Annotated in this window: 22 protein-coding genes; 7 read left to right on the top strand and 15 right to left on the bottom strand. The window is 62.9% G+C overall.

Features of this window, described 5'->3' with window-relative positions:
* The first annotated feature begins 123 nt into the window (after positions 1-123).
* Positions 124-1,056: a LysR substrate-binding domain-containing protein gene (locus AC1DSJ_RS26150; protein ID WP_175170450.1), complete on the top strand. Its 933-nt coding sequence runs from the start codon at positions 124-126 to the stop codon at positions 1,054-1,056.
* A gap of 60 nt (positions 1,057-1,116) precedes the next feature.
* On the opposite strand, the gene AC1DSJ_RS26145 is transcribed toward AC1DSJ_RS26150, so the two are convergent.
* Complete coding sequence (locus tag AC1DSJ_RS26145; protein ID WP_441372483.1) at positions 1,117-1,785, bottom strand: flavin reductase family protein; 669 nt, start codon at positions 1,783-1,785, stop codon at positions 1,117-1,119.
* 18 nt (positions 1,786-1,803) lie between these two features.
* Positions 1,804-2,292, bottom strand: a complete 489-nt coding sequence (locus AC1DSJ_RS26140) for a VOC family protein (RefSeq protein ID WP_441372482.1) — start codon at positions 2,290-2,292, stop codon at positions 1,804-1,806.
* Positions 2,293-2,454: 162 nt separating this feature from the next.
* On the opposite strand from AC1DSJ_RS26140, the gene AC1DSJ_RS26135 reads away from it, so the two are divergent.
* On the top strand, positions 2,455-3,360 hold the full coding sequence (locus AC1DSJ_RS26135) for a LysR family transcriptional regulator (protein WP_441372481.1): 906 nt from the start codon (positions 2,455-2,457) through the stop codon (positions 3,358-3,360).
* On the opposite strand, the gene AC1DSJ_RS26130 is transcribed toward AC1DSJ_RS26135, so the two are convergent.
* The 4 genes from AC1DSJ_RS26130 to dnaA form a co-directional block, all read right to left on the bottom strand.
* Positions 3,319-5,202, bottom strand: coding sequence for a WG repeat-containing protein (locus AC1DSJ_RS26130; RefSeq protein ID WP_441372480.1), 1,884 nt, complete (start codon positions 5,200-5,202; stop codon positions 3,319-3,321). The genes AC1DSJ_RS26135 and AC1DSJ_RS26130 overlap by 42 nt on opposite strands.
* Before the next feature lie 178 nt (positions 5,203-5,380).
* The gene (gyrB, locus tag AC1DSJ_RS26125; RefSeq protein ID WP_054420900.1) at positions 5,381-7,828 is read right to left on the bottom strand and encodes a DNA topoisomerase (ATP-hydrolyzing) subunit B; all 2,448 of its coding nucleotides are present in this window, start codon (positions 7,826-7,828) and stop codon (positions 5,381-5,383) included.
* Between the two features lie 101 nt (positions 7,829-7,929).
* Entirely contained in the window at positions 7,930-9,039 is a 1,110-nt protein-coding gene (dnaN, locus tag AC1DSJ_RS26120; protein ID WP_006227714.1) for a DNA polymerase III subunit beta, read from the bottom strand.
* A gap of 2 nt (positions 9,040-9,041) precedes the next feature.
* Positions 9,042-10,499, bottom strand: coding sequence for a chromosomal replication initiator protein DnaA (gene dnaA / locus AC1DSJ_RS26115; RefSeq protein WP_054420899.1), 1,458 nt, complete (start codon positions 10,497-10,499; stop codon positions 9,042-9,044).
* Positions 10,500-10,904: 405 nt separating this feature from the next.
* Between dnaA and rpmH the strand changes: the two genes are divergently transcribed.
* The 5 genes from rpmH (at position 10,905) to AC1DSJ_RS26090 (ending at position 15,241) form a co-directional block, all read left to right on the top strand.
* A complete protein-coding gene (gene rpmH, locus AC1DSJ_RS26110; protein ID WP_003816025.1) occupies positions 10,905-11,039 on the top strand; it encodes a 50S ribosomal protein L34 in 135 nt (44 codons plus the stop codon).
* Between the two features lie 113 nt (positions 11,040-11,152).
* Positions 11,153-11,524: a ribonuclease P protein component gene (locus AC1DSJ_RS26105; RefSeq protein ID WP_175170445.1), complete on the top strand. Its 372-nt coding sequence runs from the start codon at positions 11,153-11,155 to the stop codon at positions 11,522-11,524.
* Positions 11,524-11,796, top strand: a complete 273-nt coding sequence (yidD, locus tag AC1DSJ_RS26100) for a membrane protein insertion efficiency factor YidD (protein WP_082386929.1) — start codon at positions 11,524-11,526, stop codon at positions 11,794-11,796. Before AC1DSJ_RS26105 ends, yidD begins: the two co-directional genes overlap by 1 nt.
* Positions 11,797-11,844: 48 nt before the next feature.
* Positions 11,845-13,524, top strand: coding sequence for a membrane protein insertase YidC (yidC, locus tag AC1DSJ_RS26095; protein ID WP_346552530.1), 1,680 nt, complete (start codon positions 11,845-11,847; stop codon positions 13,522-13,524).
* Positions 13,525-13,795: 271 nt separating this feature from the next.
* Positions 13,796-15,241: a catalase gene (locus AC1DSJ_RS26090; RefSeq protein ID WP_342067520.1), complete on the top strand. Its 1,446-nt coding sequence runs from the start codon at positions 13,796-13,798 to the stop codon at positions 15,239-15,241.
* A 109-nt stretch (positions 15,242-15,350) separates the two neighbouring features.
* Here AC1DSJ_RS26090 and AC1DSJ_RS26085 read toward each other — a convergent pair whose 3' ends face one another.
* The 9 genes from AC1DSJ_RS26085 to AC1DSJ_RS26045 all read right to left on the bottom strand — a co-directional run bounded on the left by AC1DSJ_RS26085 (position 15,351) and on the right by AC1DSJ_RS26045 (position 24,531).
* Positions 15,351-16,229, bottom strand: a complete 879-nt coding sequence (locus AC1DSJ_RS26085) for an ABC transporter permease (protein WP_346552531.1) — start codon at positions 16,227-16,229, stop codon at positions 15,351-15,353.
* Positions 16,230-16,256: 27 nt separating this feature from the next.
* Positions 16,257-17,099 (bottom strand): ABC transporter ATP-binding protein, encoded by an 843-nt coding sequence (locus AC1DSJ_RS26080; protein WP_346552532.1) that lies wholly within the window; start codon positions 17,097-17,099, stop codon positions 16,257-16,259.
* Position 17,100: 1 nt separating this feature from the next.
* Positions 17,101-18,144, bottom strand: coding sequence for an ABC transporter substrate-binding protein (locus AC1DSJ_RS26075; protein WP_054420893.1), 1,044 nt, complete (start codon positions 18,142-18,144; stop codon positions 17,101-17,103).
* Positions 18,145-18,204: 60 nt separating this feature from the next.
* Positions 18,205-19,173, bottom strand: coding sequence for a TauD/TfdA dioxygenase family protein (locus tag AC1DSJ_RS26070; RefSeq protein WP_346552533.1), 969 nt, complete (start codon positions 19,171-19,173; stop codon positions 18,205-18,207).
* 189 nt (positions 19,174-19,362) lie between these two features.
* The gene (locus AC1DSJ_RS26065) at positions 19,363-20,562 is read right to left on the bottom strand and encodes a M20 aminoacylase family protein (protein ID WP_175170440.1); all 1,200 of its coding nucleotides are present in this window, start codon (positions 20,560-20,562) and stop codon (positions 19,363-19,365) included.
* Between the two features lie 45 nt (positions 20,563-20,607).
* Positions 20,608-21,621, bottom strand: a complete 1,014-nt coding sequence (locus AC1DSJ_RS26060; protein ID WP_342067517.1) for an ABC transporter ATP-binding protein — start codon at positions 21,619-21,621, stop codon at positions 20,608-20,610.
* Entirely contained in the window at positions 21,618-22,628 is a 1,011-nt protein-coding gene (locus AC1DSJ_RS26055; RefSeq protein ID WP_441372479.1) for an ABC transporter ATP-binding protein, read from the bottom strand. The genes AC1DSJ_RS26060 and AC1DSJ_RS26055 overlap by 4 nt, the downstream gene beginning before the upstream one ends.
* A gap of 11 nt (positions 22,629-22,639) precedes the next feature.
* On the bottom strand, positions 22,640-23,560 hold the full coding sequence (locus AC1DSJ_RS26050; protein ID WP_054420889.1) for an ABC transporter permease: 921 nt from the start codon (positions 23,558-23,560) through the stop codon (positions 22,640-22,642).
* Entirely contained in the window at positions 23,557-24,531 is a 975-nt protein-coding gene (locus AC1DSJ_RS26045; protein ID WP_346552535.1) for an ABC transporter permease, read from the bottom strand. The genes AC1DSJ_RS26050 and AC1DSJ_RS26045 overlap by 4 nt, the downstream gene beginning before the upstream one ends.
* Positions 24,532-24,533: the final 2 nt, after the last annotated feature.

Genomic DNA, 24,533 nt, shown 5'->3' with positions numbered 1-24,533 from the left:
AGCGGCGCCAGATTTTTTGGCGGCCGCCGCGTCCCGCGATGAGCCCCGCGGCTGGCAAAAAGTATCAACTAGCAGTATGGTTTTATCCAGTTCCAATCAGGTATTCCTCTATACGGATTTGATATGGCCATTCCACGGATGGGCTTAAGACACATCGAGGCCTTCCGAGCCGTCATGATGACCGGCTCGATGACGGCCGCCGCGCGGCGCGTGCATACCTCGCAGCCGCACGTTAGCCGCTTAATTGCGCAATTGGAAGCCATCACCCAGTTTCCCTTGTTCGACCGCAATGGCAGCCGCCTGAGCCCCACACAGGACGGCTCGCGCTTCTTCCAAGAGGTTGAAAAGACCTTCATCGGCCTGGCCGGCCTGGAGTCGGCCGCAGCCAGCATCCGCTCGTTCAGCGCCAGCCGCCTGAGCGTGGCCGCCATGCCCCGGTTGGCAGGCGGCATCCTGGCGCGCATCGTCGCGGCCTTCAAGACTGAGTACCCGGACGTGATGGTCTCCATCCACTCGGGCAACGCCAGCGCGGTGCACAACTGGATCAGCTCGGGCTTCTGCGACACGGGGCTGGCCATGCTGTCGGGCGACAGCCCCGGCATTCAGGTCGAGCCGGTGTTGACGATGAGCTGCGTGGCGGTGCTGCCCAAAGGGCACCGCCTGACCAAACTGAAAAAGCTGAAGCCCGCTGACTTCGCCGGCGAACCGTTCATCGCCTTTCCCAGCGCCACGCCGCTGCGCGAAAAGATCGACGCCGTCTTCAAGGCGGCAAAGGTCGAACGTCAGACAGTGGCCGAAGCCGGGCTGGGCTCATCGGTGTGCGCGCTGGTGGGCGCCGGGCTGGGCGTGGCGCTGATCAACCCGCTGGCGGCGCGCGAGGAGTACGAGGCCAACGGCGTCGAAGTCCGCCCCTTCAGCCCGTCGGTGCCGGTGACGGTGGCGCTGCTGTACCCGCCGTATCACACGCGCACCCGGCTGGTCAGCGTGTTCTCACGCTACGCGCATCAGCTGATGAATGAAGAGATGGCGGATCTGAAGGCGCGGGCGCCGCGGTAACACACAAGCGCCCGGCCAGAAAGGCGGCATGCGCGATGAACGGCGCCGCGTCCCCGCCTGCTATATGAAAGACTGCTCAAGATAGCCCGCCGCTTCGCCAGACTGCTTCAGGGCTTCCCACTGCGCCAGGTTCAGCTGCGGCATCTGAAAGGCGGGCTGCGGGCGGCTGTACCAGCCGGGGTTATGCAGACGGGCCAGCAGGTCCATCTTCGGGCCATCCAGGTACAGATGGTCGCGGTCTGCCACCAGCTCATCCTGCACATGCATGGCCACCACGTCGGCCACCACCAGGCTGCGGCCGTCGATGCGCAGCAGTTCATGCACCCGGCACTCGAACGCAACAGGCGACTGCATTACCCGTGGCACGCCGATACGCTCGGAAGGGGACAACACCAGACCGGCCTCGGCCGATTCGTCAACGCCTGCCGGGAAATCCACCGCCGTCACATTCATTCTGGCCGCCAGCCGGGTCGACACCAGATTGACGGTGAACTCGCCACGCTCGGCGATATTGCGGGCGGTGTCCTTGGGTGCGCCGTCACGCATCCCGATACCCACGCAGATCAGCGGCGGGTCACCCGACATCAGGTTGAAGAACGAGAAGGGCGCCACGTTCGTCGCCCCCCGCGCGTCGCGCGACACGATCCACGCGATGGGACGCGGCACGATCGCTGCGGTCAGCAGCTTGTAGCGGGCAGGGCCCGCCAGCGCATTCAGATCAATGAACATGACTGATCCCCAGGGCCATCAGTCTTGCGGGGCGGTGTGGGCCGGCGCCGCGCCCTCGGCGGCCTTCGCATCGGCAAACAGGCGGTCACTGCGCTTGCAGCGGCACCGGCCAATCTGATGCAGCTCGATCAAGTTGCCCACCGGATCGCGCAGGAACAGCTGCATCAGTTCGGGCGCCGCCACATTGTCCAACTTCCAGTAGTCCACCGCTTGACGCTGGAGTTCGGCTTCGGCCGCTGCAATGTCCCGCACCGCCAGCGCCACATGGTTTTCCACAGGGTCGCGGCCCGGCCCTTGGGAATAGGGCGAGGGGCCGTCGCTGCCCAGCAGATGGATCTGACAGTCATTGCCCATGTCCAGGAAGTACCCGGCAATGCCCGGGATTTCCCAGCGGCCCTTGTCGGTGTCCAAGCCCAGCACGTCTCCATAGAACGCACCCATCGCCGCCACCTTCGCAAGCGGCATGCGCACCGCGTGATGATGCAGTTCCAGAACGTCTAATGCCATGTGTGTCTCCTTTGTTGTCCGGCTGGCGCCCAAGCGCTGCCAAGGGGGCATTGTTGGCGGCGTCGGACCCGGTGGGGAATGCCGTTCAGCGCAACTCACGATTGCACGGCGTGCAACTCCGGCAGCCCGATTCGGCCGGAGAGCCGCGCTATGCTTGGCGGCATGACTACGCCAGACCTCAACATGCTGCTGACACTGGATGTCCTGATCCAGGAAGGCAGCGTCGCCGGTGCAGCGCGCCGCCTCAACCTGAGCACACCCGCCATGAGCCGCGCCCTGGCCCGCATCCGCGAGGCCGTGGGCGATCCCGTACTGGTGCGTTCGGGCCGCGGGTTGGCGCCCACGCCGCGCGCCCTGGCGCTGCGAGATCAGGTGCGCAGCGTGGTGGAACAGGCGCAGACAGTGATCTCTGCATTTAGCCAGGATGTGGACCTGGGTTCCTTGACGCGGGTGTTCACGCTACGGTCCAACGACGTGTTCGTCAGCGCCTACGGCGGCCGCCTGCGCGAACGGCTGCGCCGCGACGCGCCTCACGCCGTGTTGCGCTTTCTGTCGGAAGCGAAAGATGACAGCGACGCGCTCGCGGGCGATGCCGACCTGTACATCGGCTCGTCGCAGAAATTCGGCGCCGACATCAAGGTGCAGACGTTATTCACAACGTCCTTCTGCGGTCTGGCACGCGCCGGCCACGCCATCTTCCAGGACGACATCACGCCCGAACGTTTCGTCGCCTACGAGCACATCAGTGTCTCGCGGCGCGGCCGCGCGCAAGGCCCCCTGGACCTGGCGCTGAGCGACTTGGGCCTGTCCCGGCGCGTCGCCTTGATCACGCCCACCTTCCACGCCGCCATCTTCGCGCTGGCCGATTCCGACATGATCCTGCCGTCCATGCCGCAACACCTGATGCCGGGCATCGAGCGCTTGGGGCTGGCCCTGCGCGGCTTCGCCGTGCCAATCCCGATGGCATCGGTCAGAGTCGTGCAGGCGTGGCCGCCCCGGCTGGACAGCGACCCGGCGCACCGCTGGTTAAGGCAGACGATCAAGCAGGTGTGTGGCGGGGAGGCCTGAGCCGCCGTCGCGGGTCCGGCCATCCGCATACAGCCACCAGACGGCGCCCGTGTCTGCCCGCAATGCTTGGACCGGCAAGCCTGCTGCCCAGCATTGAGCAATCGCCGGCGGCCCGCCATGCACCCCATCCGCAGTACGCAACGACGCCGGCGCGCCGATCCACGCATAGACCGGCTCATGCAACCAGACGCCGTGCGCATCTGCGATACCGATATGCAGGCCGTCCGCGCTGTGCTCGCTGGGTGCGTCAGGCGCTACCGCGCACAGCCAGCCGTAGTCCGCGCCCCACTTCAAACCGAACAGCATGTGCTGCGTGCAGGGCAACGCCTCACGGCCTGCTTGCATGTCGTAGACGCCTTGTAACCATTCGTCCCATTCGCCGTGATCCACGCACCGCAGCACGCGCACGTAGCGGCCCGCCTGACCGGCAGGCGGCGGCGGAATCTCGGCGGGGTCGTCCGACGGCAGCCAGATGACGTCTGCCAAATCGGTATAGACCACAGGCACGATCACATTGCCCTGGCTGTCGACGACGCCGCGTTTGTCGTCGTCGGTCAGGACACGCACGTGCATGCGTGCCTGCGCCCATAAATCCGCGGCGTCGGTTTCCGTATCCACCGGCGCAAACGCTGCGTACTGCGCGTCCAGCACCTGACGGCCATGTTTGTCGATCAATCCGCACAAAGCGTCGCGCTCGGTCACATAGGCGTGCAACGCGTCATCCCAATTGATGTCGTCCCAACACGGCGGCACGGCCCACGCGCCTGTCCGGTCGATCAGCCCCCATTGGCCCGAATCAAAAGCGGGCGCCAGATCGCCCGGCGAAAAATCGCCCGCAGATTCAAATCGGGGGGCAATCGCCCACGCTCCCTGCTTATCCACAAAGCCGATCCGATCGCCGACCCGCGCCATCACCAGGCCCTGTGCATAACTCCACGCTTCATCCAACACACACGGCATCAGTTCGCGGCCATCCGTGTCGATCAAGCCGATCTTGTCGCCTTTCAACACCGTTGCAACGCCGTCTTCAAATGCCCAGATGGTGTCGAACTGCGGCGCCAGCACGATCCGTCCATCGTCGGCCGCGCCCACCCGCACGCCCCACAACTTGTCCACAAGAAAGCGGTGCAGGCCGGCGCCAAGGTGCGTGCTGTCGGGGCGTTCTGTTTCGCCTTCGTTGTCTTCTTCGCTGGCGTCTTCGCTGGCGTCTTCGCTGGCGTCTTCGCTGTCGTCTTCGTTGTCTTCTTCGCTGCCGTCTTCGCTGCCGTCTTCGCCCCCGTCCTGCGTCACGAAGTCTTCGTAGCGCACGGTGCGCACCGGCTCCTGCTCGGCAAAGTAAGGGTGGCTCAAGCCACCCAGACCAAAGCGCCACGCCCAGCCCGACGCGTCGTCCACGCCGTGCACGCCCAGCAAGCGCAAAACGCCCGCGCTGTCTTCGGCTGCCATGCAGGCATGCAGCTGCTGCCAACGCAGATTGCACTGCGCGCGTGCGTGGGCGGCATACGCCGCCGCGCCGTCCTCATGCAGCCACGCCAATTCGTCCAGATTCGCCGTGATCCACAAGACGGCGTCATCGGCTTGCGCGTCGATCATTTCTGCCAGGTACGTGGCGGCGGCATCCAGCTGCAAGAAATAGGGCGCATCGTCGTGTGCCGCATGCGACAGCAAGAAGGCCGCCAGCTCGCATAAGCGGTCATGCGCGTCGTTCGCGCGCGCGGCCAGCCCTGCGGTTTCCGCATCGCCGAACACACGCTGCGACACATCCGCCTCTACGTCCGCTGCGCCGGCCAGCAAGACCTGCCACAGGGTCGGAAAATTGCCATTGGCGCTGGCGATTTCCACTGAAGGGCTATGCCCTTTGTCTTCTGACTGCAAATAGAGCCACGCCCGATTACCCATCACCCCATCCTTGCCGTTTGGAAACGCAACCACAAAAAATAAGGGCTGCCGAAGCAGCCCTGTCAACCCATCAGATCCCCGAGAACGATCTACGTTCTGACGAGATCACGTATGGGCTTGATCACGCGTCGATGTTGCCCGCCGACAGCGCATTGCGTTCGATGAACGCGCGGCGCGGTTCGACGTCGTCGCCCATCAGCGTCGTGAAGACTTCGTCCGCCGCAATGGCGTCTTCGATCTGCACGCGCAGCAGACGGCGCACCTTCGGGTCCATCGTGGTTTCCCACAGCTGTTCCGGGTTCATTTCGCCCAGACCCTTGTAGCGCTGCTTCGAGATGCTGCGGTCGGCTTCGCTGCGCAGCCATTGCATGGCTTCGCGGAAGTCGGACACCGTCTGTTCCTTGCGCTTGTCGCCTTCGCCACGCGCGGCGAGCGAACGCGAACTCACCTTGCCCAGGAAGCTCTTGGCGGCCTTGGACAGAATGGCGTAGTCGGAACCGTTGACGAAGTCGGCGTCGATGATGCTGACGCGCACGTTGCCGTGGTGCATGCGCTGCACGGACAAGCGATGACGTTCGGTGGCTTCATCAAACTGCGGCACCACTTCCACGCCGTTGCCGCTGACCGGGTCACGCATGGCATCAGCCAGGCGCTTGGCGGAGTCGGCGGTGGATTCTGCCGATTCCAGGTTGATCTCAACGCCTTCGGCCATGGCCGACAACGCGCCCACGTCGAACACCTTCGCCAAACGCGCGATGACGCCGTCAGCCGCCACGTACTGGCTGGCCAGATCGGTAAGTTCTTCGCCGCGGATGATGTTGCCGCCCGAGATGATCTCGGCATCCTTCAGCGCCAGTTGCAGCATGAACTGCGCTTCTTCCTGGTCGTCCTTCAGATAGCGTTCTTCGCGGCCAACCTTCACCTTGTACAGCGGCGGCTGGGCGATATACACATAGCCGCGCTGAACCAGCTCGGGCATCTGGCGGTACAGCAGCGTCAGCAGCAGGGTGCGGATGTGCGCGCCGTCAACGTCCGCGTCAGTCATGATGATCAGGCGGTGGTAACGCAGCTTTTCCACGTTGAAATCGGGGCCGATGCTGGTGCCCAGCGCCGTGATCAGCGTGGCGATCTGTTCGCTGGCGATCAGGCGGTCAAAGCGCGCCTTCTCAACGTTCAGCACCTTGCCGCGCAGCGGCAGGATGGCCTGAAACTTGCGGTCGCGGCCTTGCTTGGCCGAGCCGCCTGCGGAGTCACCCTCGACGATGTACAGCTCGCAAAGCGCGGGGTCTTTTTCCTGGCAGTCGGCCAGCTTGCCGGGCAGGCCAGCGCCTTCCAGCACGCTCTTGCGCCGCGTCATTTCGCGGGCCTTGCGCGCGGCTTCGCGGGCGCGGGCGGCTTCGACGATCTTGTTGCACAACGCCTTGGCGTCGTTCGGGTTTTCAAGCAGCCAGGATTCCAGCGTGCGGGCCACGGCTTCTTCAACGGCCGGACGCACTTCGCTGGACACCAGCTTGTCTTTGGTCTGGCTGCTGAACTTGGGTTCGGGCACCTTCACCGACAGCACGCAGGCCAGGCCTTCGCGCATGTCGTCGCCAGACGTTTCAACCTTGGCCTTCTTGGCCAATTCGTTGTCGGCAATGTACTTGTTGATGATGCGGGTCATCGCCGCGCGCAGGCCGGTCAAGTGCGAGCCGCCGTCGCGCTGCGGGATGTTGTTGGTGAAGCACAGCACGCTTTCGCTGTAGCTGTCGTTCCACTGCATCGCCACTTCCACGCCCACCGACACGCCGCCTGCGGCCGACTCGGTGCTGACCGAGAACACGTTCGGGTGCAGCACGGTCTTGGCGCGGTTGATGTATTCAACAAAGCCCTTCACGCCGCCCGAGAACGCAAAATTCTCTTCCTTGCCCTGGCGCTGATCCACCAGGCGGATCTTCACGCCGTTGTTCAGGAACGAGAGCTCGCGCAAGCGCTTGGAGAGAATCTCGTAGTGGTATTCGATGTTGTTGAAGATGACCGGGTCGGCCAGGAAGCGCACTTCCGTGCCCCGCATGTCCGTCGTGCCCGTCACAGCCAGGGGCGCCACGCGCGCGCCTTGGCGGAATTCCATCTGGTGGACCTGGCCGTTGCGGCGGATCGTCAGGCGCAGCCATTCCGACAGGGCGTTCACGCAAGACACGCCCACGCCGTGCAGGCCGCCAGACACCTTGTACGAGTTCTGGTCGAACTTGCCGCCGGCGTGCAGTTCGGTCATCACGATTTCCGCCGCGCTGCGGTGGAATTCGTCGTCCTTGTGGATATCCGTGGGGATACCGCGGCCGTTGTCGGTGACCGAGATCGAGTTGTCGGTATGGATGGTGACGACGATGTCGTCGCAATGGCCGGCCAGGGCTTCGTCGATGGCGTTATCCACGACTTCAAACACCATGTGGTGCAAGCCTGTGCCGTCGGACGTGTCGCCGATGTACATGCCGGGGCGCTTGCGCACGGCCTCCAGCCCCTTGAGCATCTTGATCGAGTCAGCGCCGTAGCCGCTGGTCTCGGGAGTGGTGTTCTGCTGATCTGACATGTCTGGTTCGATAACGCTTTAAAGAACGGCCTGGCGGCCGGACCGCCCGCGAGCCCTCAGGCCCGCAAGCGGCACAAACCCACAAACGCGTGGGGCGCGGATCAAATCCGCATGGGCATGACGACGTACTTGAACTGGTCGTCTTCGGGCAGGGTGATGAGCGCCGACGCGTTGGCGTCGGGCATGACCGACCACTGGATGTTGTCGACCTTCACGTTGGCCAGCACGTCGAGCAGGTAGCCCACGTTAAAGCCCACGTCCAGGGCTTCATGGCCGTAGTCGATGTCGATTTCTTCCTGCGCCTCTTCTTGCTCGGCGTTGGAAGACGAAATCTTCATCTGGTTCTGCGCCAGTTGCAGGCGCACACCCTTGAACTTGTCGGTCGTCAAAATGGCGGCGCGCTGCAAGCTGCCTTGAAGCGCTTCGCGGCCCACCATGAAGTGGCGCGTGTAGTTCGTGGGAATCACACGCGTGAAATCGGGGAACTTGCCTTCGACCAGCTTGGACACCAGCTCGACGTCGCCGAAACGGAAACGGATCTGGCCCGGCGCCACATCAATGGAGACCACTTCATCGGAGTCTTCCAGCAGGCGCTGCATTTCCAGCACAGTCTTGCGCGGCACGATCACTTCGTGACGTTCGGCAATGCCGTCAGCTTCCGTCGAGCAATGCGCCAGGCGGTGACCATCGGTGGCGACGGCGCGCACACGGCCCGGTTCAAACACCAGCAACATGCCGTTCAGGTAGTAACGGATGTCTTGTTGCGCCATGGCGAAGTGCACCATGTTGAACAGATGGCGCAGCGTGCGTTGCGGCATGGTGAGCGAGACGTCCCACTGCTCGGGCTGAGCCACGGTGGGGAACTCGCTGGCAGCCAGCGTCTGCAACGCAAAGCGGCTCTTGGCCGATTGCACCGACAGCTTGTTGCTGGCCAGCGCCAGACGCACGTCGCCGGTATCCGGCAGCGCTTTCAGGATGTCGAGCAACTTGCGCGCGGCAACCGTGGTGGACTCGTTGTCCTGGCCCACGCCGAAGTCGGCGTGCGTGGTGATCTGTACTTCCAGGTCGGTCGCAATAAAGGCAACCTTGTTGCCTTCCTTGCGCATCAGGATGTTCGCAAGAATGGGCAGGGTATGGCGTCTTTCGACGATGCCCGCCACAGTCGACAGCGGTTTCAGCAATGCATCGCGTGTGGTTTGTACGAGTTGCATGTTCATCCTTTTAGAGTTTGTTCCAACACGTGCAGGGTATGGTTGAGCTCCGCTTGCTTTGCGCGGGCGTCGGAAATCTTGCGTACGGCGTGAAGTACGGTGGTGTGATCACGACCCCCGAACAAATCGCCGATTTCCGGCAGGCTTTTCTGCGTCAGCTCCTTCGCCAGGTACATCGCGACCTGGCGCGGCAATGCGATATTGGCGGGCCGGCGTTTCGAGTACATGTCGGCGACCTTGATCTTGTAGAAATCCGCAACCGTCTTCTGGATATTTTCCACAGTGATCTGGCCGTTGGACACGGACAGCAAGTCCTTCAGGGCTTCCTTGCAGACATCCACCGTCAGCACATCGCGGCCGTGGAAGCGGGCGTAGGCAAGCACCTTGCGCAACGCGCCTTCCAGCTCGCGCACGTTGCTGCGCAGATGCTTGGCAATGAAGAAGGCCACTTCCTCGGGCATGGGCACGCCTTCGGATTCCGCTTTACGCAGCAGAATCGCCACGCGCATTTCCAGCTCGGGCGGCTCAATCGCCACCGTCAGGCCGGAGTCAAAGCGCGAGATCAGGCGGCTGTCGATGCCCGACAGTTCCTTCGGATACGTATCGCTGGTGATGATGATCTGCTTGCGCTGGGCCACCATCGCTTCGAACGCGTAGAAGAATTCTTCCTGCGTGCGGTTCTTGCCGGAGAAGAACTGAATGTCATCGATCAGCAGCAAGTCCAGCGAATGGTAGTAGCGCTTGAAATCATCGAACGCCTTGCGCTGGTACGCCTTCACCACATCGGACACGTATTGGTCGGCGTGCACATAGCGCACGCGTACGCCCGTGCCGGCCGCCACCATGGCGTTGCCGATGGCGTGGATCAAGTGAGTCTTGCCCAGGCCCACGCCGCCATACAGGAACAGCGGGTTGTAGGACGTGCCCGGGTTCTCGGCCACTTGCAGCGCCGCGGCGCGCGCGAGCTGGTTCGCCTTACCCGTCACGAAGTTCTCGAAGGTGAGATCCGTATTCAGGCGCGAACGCTCGTACACGATGTTGGCCGCGTCGGCGTTGACCGCCTGGGCAGCCGCCGTGGTCGCGGGCGGGGGTGGGGCGGCCGGAGCCGGGGCCTGCATGGGCGGCGCGCCGCCTGAGGGCTGTGCAGCGGACAGGTGGGACTGATCGGGCTGCGGCGCACGCACGGGCGCGACCGGCATACGCGGGGCGGCTCCATGAGAAGGCAACTCGAACAACACCTGTACTGGTCGCTTGAACCACTCCGCGGCCAACGCTTCAATCTGGTGGGAAAAATTCTTACGCACCCAATCCAGCTTGAAGCGGTTGGGCGCGGCAACGCGCAGCACCGCCTGCGTTTCGTCGTACGCAAGCGGGACCAGCGGTCGTATCCACGCGCTGATTTGTTGGGGGGGGAGTTCCTGCTCAAGACGACTGACGCAGGTCTGCCAGAATTCTTTCATGTCGCTCTTATTCAAACCTCGATTCTACCTTGCCTGGGCTGGGGTTATCCACAGGGTAGGACATAAGCGTCTACACTGCTCAGGCTTAACTGTTTGACAAGACAGGGAAAACTTGCTGAAATGGTGGGCTTTTCCGAATTCTGTCTGTCAGAAGGTTTCACAGAGAGCTTAGCCGGAGTTGTGGCAAGACCCCTCCTTTCATTGGTTGGGGCGCTTACTGCACTGTCCGGTTTTTAGCTTTGCTGAATAGGTCGCCTGGGGAGAAATCCCTTGTCCAGAGCCCCGTCTACGAGTTGTTTTTTGCACATGTTGCAAAAATGCTCACTAGATACCCGCTGCTGAATCCGCGACCTGGAACCCTCCGGGCAGGTCCCTTCTGACTTTTGTTCTTTTTGTGGATCGTCCATGAAACGTACCTACCAACCTTCCGTTACCCGCCGCAAGCGCACCCATGGCTTTCGCGTGCGCATGAAAACCCGCGCTGGCCGCGCCATCCTGAACGCCCGTCGCGCCAAGGGCCGTAAGCGTCTGGCTGTCTAAGTTCTGGTTTTCCGGTTTTTCCGGAAGACCGTGACTCTTTGCACGGACCGGCCATATTGCAAGACCTCTCGCAATCTCGTTCTGGTTCCGCGCAAACGCCTGACCCGCAGTCCATGCCGCGCTCCACGCTTCCCCCGGAGGCGCGGTTGCATCGCCCCTCCGAGTTCGCCGCTGCCCTAAAAGGCCGGCGTCTTGCTCGAGGGGCGTTATTCATTGTGACTTCGGCTCCCAATGATCTGCCTCCCGGCCAGGATGCCTGTGCCCGCTTGGGGCTGATCATCGCCAAGCGCTTCGCCGCCCACGCCAGTACGCGCAACGCCATCAAGCGGGTCATCCGCGAAGCGTTCCGCCACCGGCGTCTGGCGTTGCCGCCCAAGGATTACGTCGTGCGATTGCATAGCAAAGTCGCTCCCACCACGCTCACCTCGCTAAAACGCTTGGTCAGAGCCGAAGTGGACGCTCACTTTGAACGGATCGCGCGATGATTTTCAAAGCACTGCTCATCGCCCCCATCCGGTTCTACAGGTTTTTCCTGAGTCCCTGGATCGGCCGGCAGTGCCGCTTTACCCCTACTTGCTCGGCGTACGCGATTGAAGCAATCGAACGCCACGGCGCCTGGCGCGGTTTCTGGATGGCGGTTCGGCGCATTGGCCGCTGCCATCCGTGGTCGCCCGGCGGATGGGACCCGGTTCCGCCAACACGGGGAACCAAAGCGCCCCCGTGCTGTTCCCACAGCCACCGCACCGAGCACGATTGACGCTAAACTGGCGGGCTTTGCTGGCCCGTATTCACTTCAGTAGGCACCATGGATATCCGACGAACCGTCCTCTGGATGATTTTTTCCTTTTCGCTGTTGCTCCTATGGAACAACTGGCAAATCCATAACGGCAAGCCGTCGCTGTTCGGGGGCCCGACGCCCGCGGCCAGCACGGCTGAACCGCAGGCCGGCGCCAATAACGCCACGCCATCGGTGCCCAGCGCGCCGACCTCCACGGCAGCTACGCCGTCGGCGGTTCCTGGCGCCACTGCACCCGCTACCGCACGCTCGGAAGAAGTCGTCATCACGACGGACGTTCTGCGTCTGACGTTCGACACGATGGGCGCCCAACTGGTGCGCGCCGAGCTGCTGAAATACCCGGCAACCGGCCAGCCCGACAAGCCCACCGTGCTGCTGGACCGTTCGGCCGGCCTGACCTACGTCGTGCAATCCGGTGTGGTTGGCGCCCCCAATGGCCAGAGCTTCCCCACGCACCAGACGCCTTTCCGCGTCGTGTCCACCGAACGCCAACTGACCGGCGACAGCCTGGTCGTTGCCTTCGAAGGCGAATCGGGCGGCGTGAAGGTCACCAAGACGTTCACCCTGCACAAGGGCCGCTACGACATCGACGTGCGCCATGACCTGGCCAACGTCGGCTCCGCCCCCGTCACGCCCGCGCTGTACCTGCAGCTTGAGCGCGACGGCAACGACCCGGCCGACACGTCGAGCTTCTATCACACCTTCACCGGTTTCGCCGTCTACTCTGAACAGGACAAGTTCCAGAAGAGCACCTTCAGCGACATCGAAAAGAAGAAGGCCAACTACATCAAGCAGGCGGACAACGGCTGGATCGCCGTGGTGCAGCACTACTTCGCCACCGCCTGGGTGCCGCCGCAAGGCAAGCCGCGCACGAACGAACTGCTGGAAGTGCAGAAGAACCTGTACGCCGCCCGCAGCATCGAAGCCGTGGGTGAAATTGCCCCGGGTTCCGCGTCGCGCGTCGACTCTCACCTGTGGGTTGGCCCGCAAGACCAGAAGGCCATGGCAGCGCTCGCCCCCGGCCTGGAACTGGTGGTGGACTATGGCTGGCTGACCATCATCGCCAAGCCGCTGTTCACGCTGATGACGTGGCTGCATTCGCTGCTGGGCAACTGGGGCTGGACCATCGTCGCACTGACCGTGCTGATCAAGGCCATCTTCTACCCGCTGGCCGCCGCAAGCTACCGCTCGATGGCCCGCATGAAGCAAGTGGCCCCGCGTCTGCAAGCGCTGAAGGAAAAGTACGGCGACGACAAGCAGAAGCTCAACGCCGCCATGATGGAGATGTACCGCACCGAAAAGATCAACCCGCTGGGCGGCTGCTTGCCGATGGTGGTGCAGATTCCGGTGTTCATCTCGCTGTACTGGGTGCTGCTGGCCAGCGTGGAAATGCGCGGCGCGCCGTGGATTCTGTGGGTCCATGACCTGTCGATCCGCGACCCGTACTTCATTCTGCCCGCCATCATGATGGCCACCATGTTCCTGCAGATCAAACTGAACCCGACGCCGCCGGACCCCATCCAGGCCAAGGTCATGATGATCATGCCGCTGGTGTTCGGTGGGATGATGTTCTTCTTCCCGGCCGGTCTGGTGCTGTACTGGTGCGTCAACAACACCTTGTCGATCGCGCAGCAGTGGTCCATCACCCGCGCCATGCAACGCAAGATGGAAGCCGCGGCAAACCGCTAAGCCTCTTCCTTGCAAGCATGAAGAACCGGCCCCAAGGGGCCGGTTTTTTTATGCGCGCGCCGTTTGCAGCGATGACCGCAGCACGCCATCTGAGGCATTTCTTAATAGCTTTAATCAATTGAATTTGGTGCTTCAATCAACTTCACAAGTGAAACGATGACCCCTATGATGTGTCGGACATATTCCCCGGGCGGCATCGCCGGGGAATATTCACAACACGGCGCGGGCCGGCAAAGGCCACGCGCCCTCCAGATCACGTAGGGAGTGTGCTATGACCGACAAGAAGCAACTGACCACCGCCTCAGGCGCGCCGGTGGCGGACAATACCAACACGCTGACCGCGGGCCCGCGCGGTCCGGCGCTGTTGCAGGACTTCTGGCTGATTGAAAAGCTTGCCCACTTCGACCGCGAACGCATCCCCGAACGCGTCGTCCACGCCAAAGGCTCCGGCGCCTACGGCACCTTCACCGTCACCCACGACATCTCGCGCTACACACGCGCCAGCATCTTTTCCCAGGTCGGCAAGCAAACCCCGCTGTTCCTGCGCTTTTCCACTGTGGCCGGCGAACGCGGCGCGGCAGACGCCGAACGCGACGTGCGCGGCTTCGCCATCAAGTTCTACACCGACGAAGGCAACTGGGATCTGGTGGGCAACAACACCCCCGTGTTCTTCATCCGCGACCCGCTGAAGTTTCCGGACTTCATCCACACCCAGAAACGCGACCCCAAGACCAACCTGCGCAGCGCCACCGCCGCCTGGGACTTCTGGTCGCTCAGCCCCGAATCGCTGCACCAGGTCACCATCCTGATGAGCGACCGCGGCATTCCCGCCAACCTGCGCCAGCAGCACGGCTTTGGCTCGCATACGTTCAGCTTCGTCAACAAAGACGGCGAACGCTTCTACGTGAAGTTCCACTTCAAGTCGCAGCAGGGCGTGGTCTGTATGAGCGACGAAGAAGCGGCGCAAGTCGTGGCGCATGACCGCGAAAGCTCGCAGCGTGATCTGTTCGAAAACATCGAAAAGAAGAACTTCCCGAAGTGGACGCTGAAGGTGCAGATCATGCCCGAGGCCGAAGCCGCCACCTACCACATCAACCCGTTCGACCTGACCAAGGTGTGGCCGCACGGCGACTATCCGCTGATTGAAGTGGGTGTGCTGGAACTGAACAAGAACCCCGAAAACTACTTTGCCGAAGTCGAGCAGGCCGCCTTCACGCCGGCGAACGTCGTGCCGGGCATCGATTTTTCGCCGGACAAGATGCTGCAAGGACGCTTGTTCTCTTACGGCGACACGCACCGCTATCGCTTAGGGATCAATCACCATCAGATCCCCGTGAACGCGCCGCGCTGCCCGTTCCACAGCTATCACCGCGATGGCGCGAGCCGGGTCGACGGCAACGTGGGCGGCACGCTGAACTACGAGCCCAACAGCGCAGGCGAATGGAAGGAAACCCCGTCGGCCGGCGAACCGCCGCTGGCGCTGGATGGCCAGGCCGCCGCGCGCTGGAATCACCGCGTGGATGATGACTACTATTCGCAGCCGGGCAACCTGTTCCGCCTGATGACGCCCGAAAAGCAGGAGCTGCTGTTCGGCAACATCGGCCGCCACATGGCGGGCGTGCCGGAAGAGATCCAACGCCGTCAGCTGGAGCACTTCAGGAAGGCTGACCCGGCGTATGCAGCCGGCGTGGCCAAGGCGCTGGGGCTGAAGCTCTGAACGCTTAGGTTGGCTGCATGAATCGCCAGGCGACGTCTGGCGGTGAATAAAAGGGGGCGGCTTCGCAAGAAAGCCGCCCCCCTTTTTTTACCTGTGGACAACGCGCCGGCTAGCGCTGCATGCCCCACCGCCGTACCGTCAAACGCTCCAACGTATCGAATCCCAGGTTTTCCACAAGCAGGCCGATGATGACCACGGCCGCTAACCCTGCGAACACGCGATCTGTGTATAACTCGTTGCGGTTCTGAAAGATGTACCAGCCGAGTCCCCCTTTGCCGCTCGACGCGCCAAATACCAGCTCGGCGGCAATCAACGTGCGCCACGCAAACGCCCAGCCTATCTTCAGGCCGGCCAGAATCGCGGGCAACGCCGCAGGCACCAGAATCTGCAATACGTACCGCAGCCCGGTCAGCCCATAGTTGCGGCCCGCCATGCGCAGCGTTTCCGACACGCCCAGAAACCCCGCATACATGTTCAGCGCCAGCGCCCACAGCACCGAATGGATCAGCACGAACACCAGGCTGCCTTCACCCAGACCAAACCACAGCAACGCCAACGGCAGCAGTGCGATGGCTGGCAGCGGGTTGAACATCGCCGTCAGCGTGGACAGCAGATCACGCCCGAAGCGCGTGGACACGGCCAGCGTAGTCAACACGAACGCCAGCGCCACCCCCGCCAGATAACCCTGCACCAACACCCGCAACGACTGCCAGGCGCGCGCCGGCAGCTCACCATTGGTGATGCCCTGCACGAAGGCTTGCGCCGTCTGCCACGCTCCCGGCAGCAACAAGTCATTGTCGGTATAGCGCGCCGCCAACTCCCACAAGCCCGCCAGCAAGGTCAGAATGAACAGCTTGCGCAGGCTGGCGTGTTGCCACAGCTTTTCGTGCCACGGCAGCGGCACCTCGGCCGCCTGCGGGGGCAGGGGCGGCAGCTCATATTCCACTTCGGGGCGGATCGGCGGAGCAGCAGCGTGCGCGTGAGTCATGGAAGAAGGCTCATAAGGAACGCGCGCTCAAGCCGCAGCGCGCTCAACCGGCAGGGGCGCGGCATCGGGGGCGGGCGATTCGAACAGCAAGTCATGGATGCGCCGCGCCGCCGACTGAAAACCGGCAGAACCCTGGCTGTGCAAGCCATACGCGTGCGCATTCAACTCTGCGCGCACCCGCCCCGGATGCGGCGACAACAGCAGCACACGGCTGCCCAGCACCAGGGCCTCTTCAATCGAATGCGTGACGAACAGCAAGGTGAAGCGCACGTCTTCCCACAAGGCCATCAGCTCTTCCTGCATGCGCCGCCGTGTCAGCGCGTCGAGCGCTGCGAAGGGTTCATCCATGAGCAGCACGCGCGGCTGCATGGCAAGCGCCCGCGCAATCGCCACGCGCTGCTTCATACCGCCGGACAACGTGTGCGGGTACGCATCGGCAAACGCAGCCAGGCCCACCTTATCCAGATAATGCATGGCGCGTTCATCCGCTTCGCGCCGGTTCAATTTGCGCGAGGCCACCAGCGGAAAGGCCACGTTCTGCCGCAAGGTTTTCCACGGCGGCAACTGGTCGAATTCCTGGAACACGACGATGCGATCCGGGCCAGGCCCAGCCACCGTCTGGCCATCAATGGCGATGCGTCCTTCGGTGGGCGGGATGAATCCGGCCACGGCTTTCAGCAACGTCGACTTGCCGCAGCCCGATGGCCCCAACAAGATGAAACGGTCGCCACCGTGCACCTCGAAACTGACCTGATGCGTCGCGCGAACCCGCCGTTCGCGCGTCTTATATTCGATTGTCACCTTATCCACAGCTAGCAGCGGTGACGTCTTTTGAACGTTATCCACAGGGCTTGCGGCGGCGACCGGCATCTCAGCTGCCTTGCGCCGTCAGCGCATCATCGAAGAAGTAGTCGCGCCAGCTGGCCGGCGCATGCTTGATGGCGCCCACCTTGTGCATGAATTCGGCCAGCGCGTAGGTATTCTGCGGTTCCAGCTTGAATTGCACGTCGGGGTTCTTGATCACCTTGATCAAGAAGTCGCGGTCTTGCTTGGCGCCGGTCACGCGCAAATACGTGTCGGCCGCCTTCTCAGGATTTGCCGTGGCAAACGCCGCGGCTTCTTTCAGCGCTTCCTGGAACGCCTTATACGTCTTGGGATTTTCCTTGCGGAATTTCTCGGTGGCGAACAACACGGTGGACGAACTGGGGCCGCCCAACACGTCATAGGAATTCAGCACGATGCGCGCCTTGGGATTCTCGGCCAGCTCCTGTTCCTGGAACGGCGGGTTGCCGAAGTGGCCGGTGATTTCCGTGCCGCCAGCGATGATGGCCGCCGCCGCATCCGGATGCGGCAACGCCACGGAAATCTTGTCCAGCTTGTTGAATTGCGCGTCGCCCCACAGCTTGGCAGAGGCCAGCTGCAATACGCGCGACTGCACCGACACGCCCACCGCCGGCACCGCAATGCGGTCCTTGTCCGTGAAGTCGGCAATGGTCTTCACATTGGGGTTGTTGCTGACCAGGTAATAGGGGAAGTTGCCCAGCGACGCCACGCCCTTCACATTCTGCTTGCCATGCGTGCGGTCCCAGATCGTCAAGAGCGGCCCCACGCCGGCTCCCGCGATATCCACAGCCCCCGACAGCAACGCATCATTCACCGCCGAGCCGCCGGATAACTTTGCCCACTCGACCGAGATATCCACACCCTGGGCCTTGCCGTGCTTTTCGATCAGTTGCTGGTCTCGCGCCACATTCAGCAGCAGGTACACGATGCCGTACTGCTCCGCGATGCGGATGCGTCCTTCCGCCATGGCGGGCGTCGGCGAGGCCAGCGCCAGCACCGCCAGAATCAGCGCCAGCCCGGCGCCGGTAGCGGTTTGGATCAGGCGATCCCGAAGTGCAGATGACAGTTGCATGGTGTTCCTTGTGGATAAGTGCTTTGCGCCAAACGCGGTGCGTTTTTCGCGGTGCATTTCTTAAAACGGCACATCGCCTTCGATGGTGGTGCGGTACAACTTGCGGCGCAGATGATCTGGAGTGCCGCCCGCCAGATGGATCAGCGAACGGTTGTCCCAGAACACCAGGTCATGCGGCTGCCAGCGATGGCGATAGATGTGTTCAGCGCGCACGCTATGCGCAAACAACTCGGCCAGCAGGGCGCGGCTTTCGTCTTCCGGCAGGCCCACGATGCGCGTCGTGAAGCCCTCGCTCACGAACAGCGCGCGGCGGCCGTTCTCGGGATGCGTGCGCACCACCGGATGCACCACTTCCTGCACTTGCGCGATCTGCTGCGCGCTCAAGTTCGGACGCCAGTTCCCTTCCTTCTGCAACTGGCCGTACTGCGCCAGATACGAATGCACGGCGCGCTTGCCAACGATGGCATTGCGCAACGCTGCGGGCAGCGTGTCGTAGGCCAGATGCATGTTGGCGAACAAGGTGTCGCCGCCTTCCGACGGCAGTTCCTGCGCGTGCAAGAGCGAGCCCAGGCTGGGCAGTTCCTTGTACGAAATATCCGAATGCCAGTATTTGCCCGCATCCCCCAGGCCAATCGGCTTGCCGTCTTCCACAATGTTGGACACGGTCAGGATTTCGGGGTGGCCGGCCAGATGAAACTGGTGCAGCACGTGAATCATCAGCGGGCCGAAGCGGCGGCTGAAATCGATGTGCTGTTGCGGCGTGATGCGCTGGTCACGGAACACCAGCAGGTGATGATCCAAATGCGCCTGATGCACGCGCGAGAAATCAGCCGGCGCGAGTTCGCGGGTCAAGTCCAAACCGATGATTTCGGCGCCAACCGGGCCGGGCAGGGGGCGGACCTCAAATTGCTGCACGTCGGACTGTTGCACATCGGACTGGTGCACATCGGACGGCTGCACATCGAACTGCTGCGCCTGTCGGGCGGGGGCGGCGTCTACTTCGCGCCGCAGGGCGTTGCTCTGGGACATCGATCGCTCCGTTTCGCCTTGCGGCATGTCTGGAACGACCGATTATGGAAACGGCGCCTTGTATCTCAAACGAAGTTATCGGCGTTTGATCAAAGCTTCCCGTCATATAGAAAAAGCCGCGGGGCGCAGGCCCGCGGCTTCATGCACCAAACACTATTAGCTAATAGCGTATCGGTTATTAGACGGTGCTTATGCCGCCGGTAAATAGGCCTCGACGAGCTTCACCCAATAGGTCGCGCCCACCGGCAGCAATGCGTCGTTGAAGTCGTAGTTCGGGTTGTGCAGCTGGCACGGACCCATGCCGTGATAGCTTTCCATGCGGTGATCGCCATCGCCGTTGCCCAGGAACAGATAGGCGCCCGGAATCGCTTCCAGGAAGAAGGAAAAGTCTTCCGCGCCCATGAAGGGCGGCATGTCGCGCAGCACGTTCTCGGCGCCAAATGCGTCCTCAGCAACCTTGGCCGCGAAGGCCGTTTCGTTTTCCCAGTTCACCAGCGGCGGATACGCGCGCACGAAGTCCAGCTCGCCCGTACCGCCATACACCTGCGGCAAGGTGGTGGCGATGCGGCGCATGTCTGCTTCGATCTTGTCCAGCGTCTCGACCGAGTACGTGCGCACCGTGCCGCGCAGCACGGCCTCGCCGGGAATCACGTTGTACGCGTCGCCCGCATGAATCTGCGTGATCGACAGCACCGCTTGCTCAAGCGGGTTCTTGCTGCGCGAAATGACGGTTTGCAGCGCGTGCACCATATCGGCCGCCACGATGATCGGGTCCACCGAGGCATGCGGCTGCGCCGCGTGGCCGCCCACGCCCTTGATGACGATATCCCAGCGGTTGCTGGAGGCCATCGTGGGGCCTGCGCGAAAGCCGAACTGGTTGACCGGCATACCAGGCATGTTGTGAATGCCAAACACGGCGTCACACGGGAATTTGTCGAACAGGCCATCCTGCATCATGGCGCGCGCGCCGGCGTTGCCGCCTTCTTCGGCCGGCTGGAAAATGAACACCACCGTGCCGTCGAAATTGCGATGCGTGGACAGATACTGCGCCGCCCCCAACAACATCGCGGTATGGCCGTCATGGCCACAGCCGTGCATGCGGCCGCTGATGGTGGACTTGTGCGCAAAGCGGTTGTGCTCTGGCATGGGCAGCGCATCCATGTCGGCACGCAGGCCGATGGTCTTGCCGCCGCTGCCCGCGCGCAGCACGCCCACGACGCCCGTTTTGCCCAGCCCGGTATGCACTTCCAGGCCCCATTCGCGCAGGCGTTCGGCCACCAGGTTCGACGTACGCGTCTCTTGGAAGGCAAGTTCGGGATGCGCGTGGATATCCCGGCGCAGCGCGGTCAGCTCAGGATGCGCGCGTTCGATTTCGGCAATGGTTTTCATGGTGATGGAGATAATTCAAAAGAGGTGAGTTTTTAGGACCGAGCCCTAAGTCATATCGTTCAAATGACAAGCGCTGAACTGCCCCGGCGATATCTCGCGCAGCAACGGCCGTTCCACCTTACATCGCGCCATCGCCTGCGGGCAACGCGGGTGAAAGGCGCAGCCCGTGGGCGGGTCCAGCGGTGACGGCAATTCGCCCTTGATCGGCTGGTACGTCCGCCGCCCCGGCGTCAACGTCGGCAATTCCTTCAACAACGCCTGCGTGTACGGATGATTGGCGCGTTGAAAAACCGTATCGGTGGGAGCAAGCTCGACCACGCGGCCCAGGTACATGATGGCCACGCGGTCCGAGATATGGCTGACCACGCTCAGGTTGTGGCTGATGAATAGATACGTCAAGTCCAGATCATCGCGCAGCTGTTCGAACAGGTTCAGCACCTGCGCCTGAATGGACACGTCCAGCGCCGCCACGGCCTCGTCGCAAACAATCACGGAAGGCTTGAGCGCCAACGCCCGTGCGATACCAATGCGCTGCCTCTGGCCCCCTGAAAACTGATGCGGATAGCGCTGTGCAAAGGTCGGGTCCAGCCCCACCTGCCGCATCAGCCCCGCCACATATTCCGCTTTGTCGCGCGCGCGGATCAAGCCGTGCGCCACCGGCGCTTCGCCGATAATTTCGCGCACGCGCATGCGCGGGTTGAGCGACGCGTACGGGTCCTGGAAGATCATCTGCACGCCCAGCTCGTACGCACGCCGCTCGGTGCCTGTCATGGCGCGCACGGCCTTGCCCTGGAAGTGCACATCGCCTGACGACGGCGGCAAAATGCCCGACACAATGCGGCCCAGCGTGGATTTCCCACAGCCGGATTCGCCGACGATACCAATCACTTCGCCCGGCTGCACTTCCAGGTCGACACCCGCCACGGCGTGCACCACTTGCGTCTTCAAGCCCGCGCCCAACAGGTTCGCAATGCGCCCGGCAATATCCACGGGCTGCACGAAGCGCAGTTCCACACCACGCAGGGACAGAATGGGGGCGTTGCTTTCTGCTGCGCTCATTTGAGGTCTGGGTCTCCGGCATGCCAGCAGCGCACCCATTGCGCCGGGCGAACTTCAACGGGCTGCGGCTCGACCAGACAGGCGTCCGTCGCGCGCGGGCAGCGCCCGCGAAACGCACAGCCTTGCGGCAGGTTCAACAGCGACGGCGTCATGCCGGGAATCGGCACCAACGGCCTGCCACGCGACTCCGGCGTGGGAATGGATGCAATCAGCCCATGCGTATACGGATGCATCGGATGGCTGATCACGTCTTGCGTGCTGCCCGTTTCCACGACGCGTCCCGCATACATCACCGACACGCGGTCCGCCAGGCCGGCCACCACCGCCAGATCGTGCGTGATCCAGATCAGGCCCGTGCCGGTCTCGCGGCACAGCTTCTGCACTTCGAAAAGAATCTGCCCCTGAATCGTCACGTCCAGCGCGGTAGTGGGTTCGTCCGCAATAATCAATCGCGGCGAATTCAAGAGCGCGATAGCAATCGCCACACGCTGCCGCATGCCGCCCGACAACTGATGCGGATACGTGCGCAAGCGTTCCGCGGGCGACGGAATGCCCACCATCGTCAGAGTCTGCAAGGCCCGCGCGCGCGCCTGTTCACGCGACACCTTGTGATGCGCCTGCACCGCCTCGATCATCTGCGTATCCACACGCAGCACGGGGTTCAGCGTCATCATCGGGTCTTGGAAAATCATCGCGATCTCTTGCCCCCGCAGCTGGCGCCAACGGGCGGGCGTGGCGCCACGCAGGTCTTCACCATTCAGGCGCAGATGCCCCTCTACGATGCGGCCCGGCTCGTCCAGCAAGCCCATCAGCGAAAATCCGGTAATGCTCTTGCCCGAGCCGGACTCGCCCACCAGCCCCAGGATCTCGCCTTCAGCAAGGGTCAGGTCCACACCATCCACCGCTTTCACGACACCATTGCGCGTGAAGAAATGCGTCTTCAGGCCCTGTACCTCAAGAATGGCCGGGGGCGTGGCCAAGGGTTTTTCAAGCGCGCTTGTCTGCATCGCGTCCGCCTTCAATTCGCGTGGCGCGGGTTGAGCACATCGCGCAGGTGGTCGCCCACCAGGTTGATGGCGATGATGGCAAGCGCCAACGCAATGCCGGGGAAGAACGAAATCCAGTATTGGCCCGACAGCAGGTATTCGAAGCCGTTATAGATCAGCATGCCCAGCGATGGCTCGGTGACCGGCACGCCCACCCCCAGGAACGACAGCGTGGCTTCCAATGCGATGGCATGCGCCAGATCGATCGTGGCGATCACGATGAGAGGCGGCATACAGTTGGGCAGCACGTGGCGAAACAGCACGCGCCCCCACGACAGGGACATACAGCGCGCGGCCTCCACATATTCCTTGCCGCGCTCAACCAGCGCCGCGCCGCGCGCGGCACGGGCAAAGTACGCCCATTGCACGACGATGAGCGCGATGATCACCTTATCCACACCCTTGCCCAAAATCGCCAGCAGCATCAGCGCAACGAGAATGGCGGGGAAAGACAACTGGATATCCACAACCCGCATCAGCAGCGCGTCGATGCGGCCACCAAAATAAGCGGCAATCAACCCGACGGTGGCGCCAATGCCAAACGCCGCCAGCACCGACACGGTGGCGACCAGCAGGCTGGTGCGCATGCCATACAGAATGGCCGACAGCAGGTCACGCGCCTGCCCGTCGGTGCCCAGCCAGTAATGCATGGACCCATCACCGCTTTCGCTGCCCGGTTTGAGCTTGGAATCCATGATGTCCAGCGCAGCCAGGTCGTACGGATTCTGCGGCGCGATCCACGGCGCCAGCAGTGCGGCGCCCACAATCACCACCAGCATCACCAGGCCGAGTGTGGCGAGCTTGCTGGCGAAGAAGTCCGACACAAAGCGCCGCCAGGGCGTCTGTTCTTTTTTTGCGGCGACGGGCGCGGCGGTGGTGGCGGGGCTCGTCATCGGCGGCTATCCAAACGTACGCGGGGGTCCAGCACCGTGTAGATGATGTCCACCACCAGATTCAACATGACCAGGAAGAACACGATCAAGAGCAGATACGCCACCACCACCGGACGATCCAGGTTGATGATGGAATCGATCAGCAGCTTGCCCATGCCCGGCCACGAAAACACCGTCTCGGTCACAACGGCAAACGCCATCACCTGACCAAATTCCAGCCCGGCAACCGTGACGACGGGGATCAAGATGTTCTTCAACAGATGCACGCCCAGCACGCGCTTTTCCGACAGCCCCTTGGCGCGCGCGAACTTGATGTAGTCCATGGGCAGCGCTTCGCGCGTGGCGGCGCGCGTCACGCGGATGATCATCGCGCACTTGGCGAACGCGATCGTGGCCGCCGGCAATGCCAGGCTCAACCAGCCGTTAAGCGTCAGCACGCTGAGCTCCAGCGAACCGATGTGCACGGTCTTGCCGCGCCCGCCTGCCGGCACCCAGCCAAGCATCACGGCGAACACCATGATCAGCATCAGGCCGACCCAGAAGTTGGGCAGCGAAAACCCCAGCACGGAACCCGTCATGATGGCGCGCGAACCGGACGCTTGCGGCTTCAAACCTGCCAGGATGCCGAGCGGCACGCCGATCAGCACCGACAGCAGCATGGCCACACAGGCCAGCTCGACGGTGGCCGGCATGCGCTCCAGGATCAGGTGCATGGCGGGCTCGCCCGTCAGGAAGCTGTTGCCGAAATCGCCTCGCACCGCCTGGCCCATGAAGATCAGGTATTGCCGCCACAGCGGCAAGTCCAGACCCAACGACGCGCTGATCGCGGCACGTTGCGCTTCGGTGGCTTCGGGGCTGGCCAGCATCGAGACCGGGTCGCCCACCATGTAAATCCCTGCAAAAACCAACGCCGACATGACGAGCATGACGACGATGGTTTGCAGCAGTCTTCTTACGATTGTTGCCAGCACTG

Source organism: Achromobacter sp. 01N37 (assembly GCF_056399725.1).
Note: the sequence above shows the minus strand (reverse complement) of the source record. Positions and strands in the feature narration are given on the sequence as shown.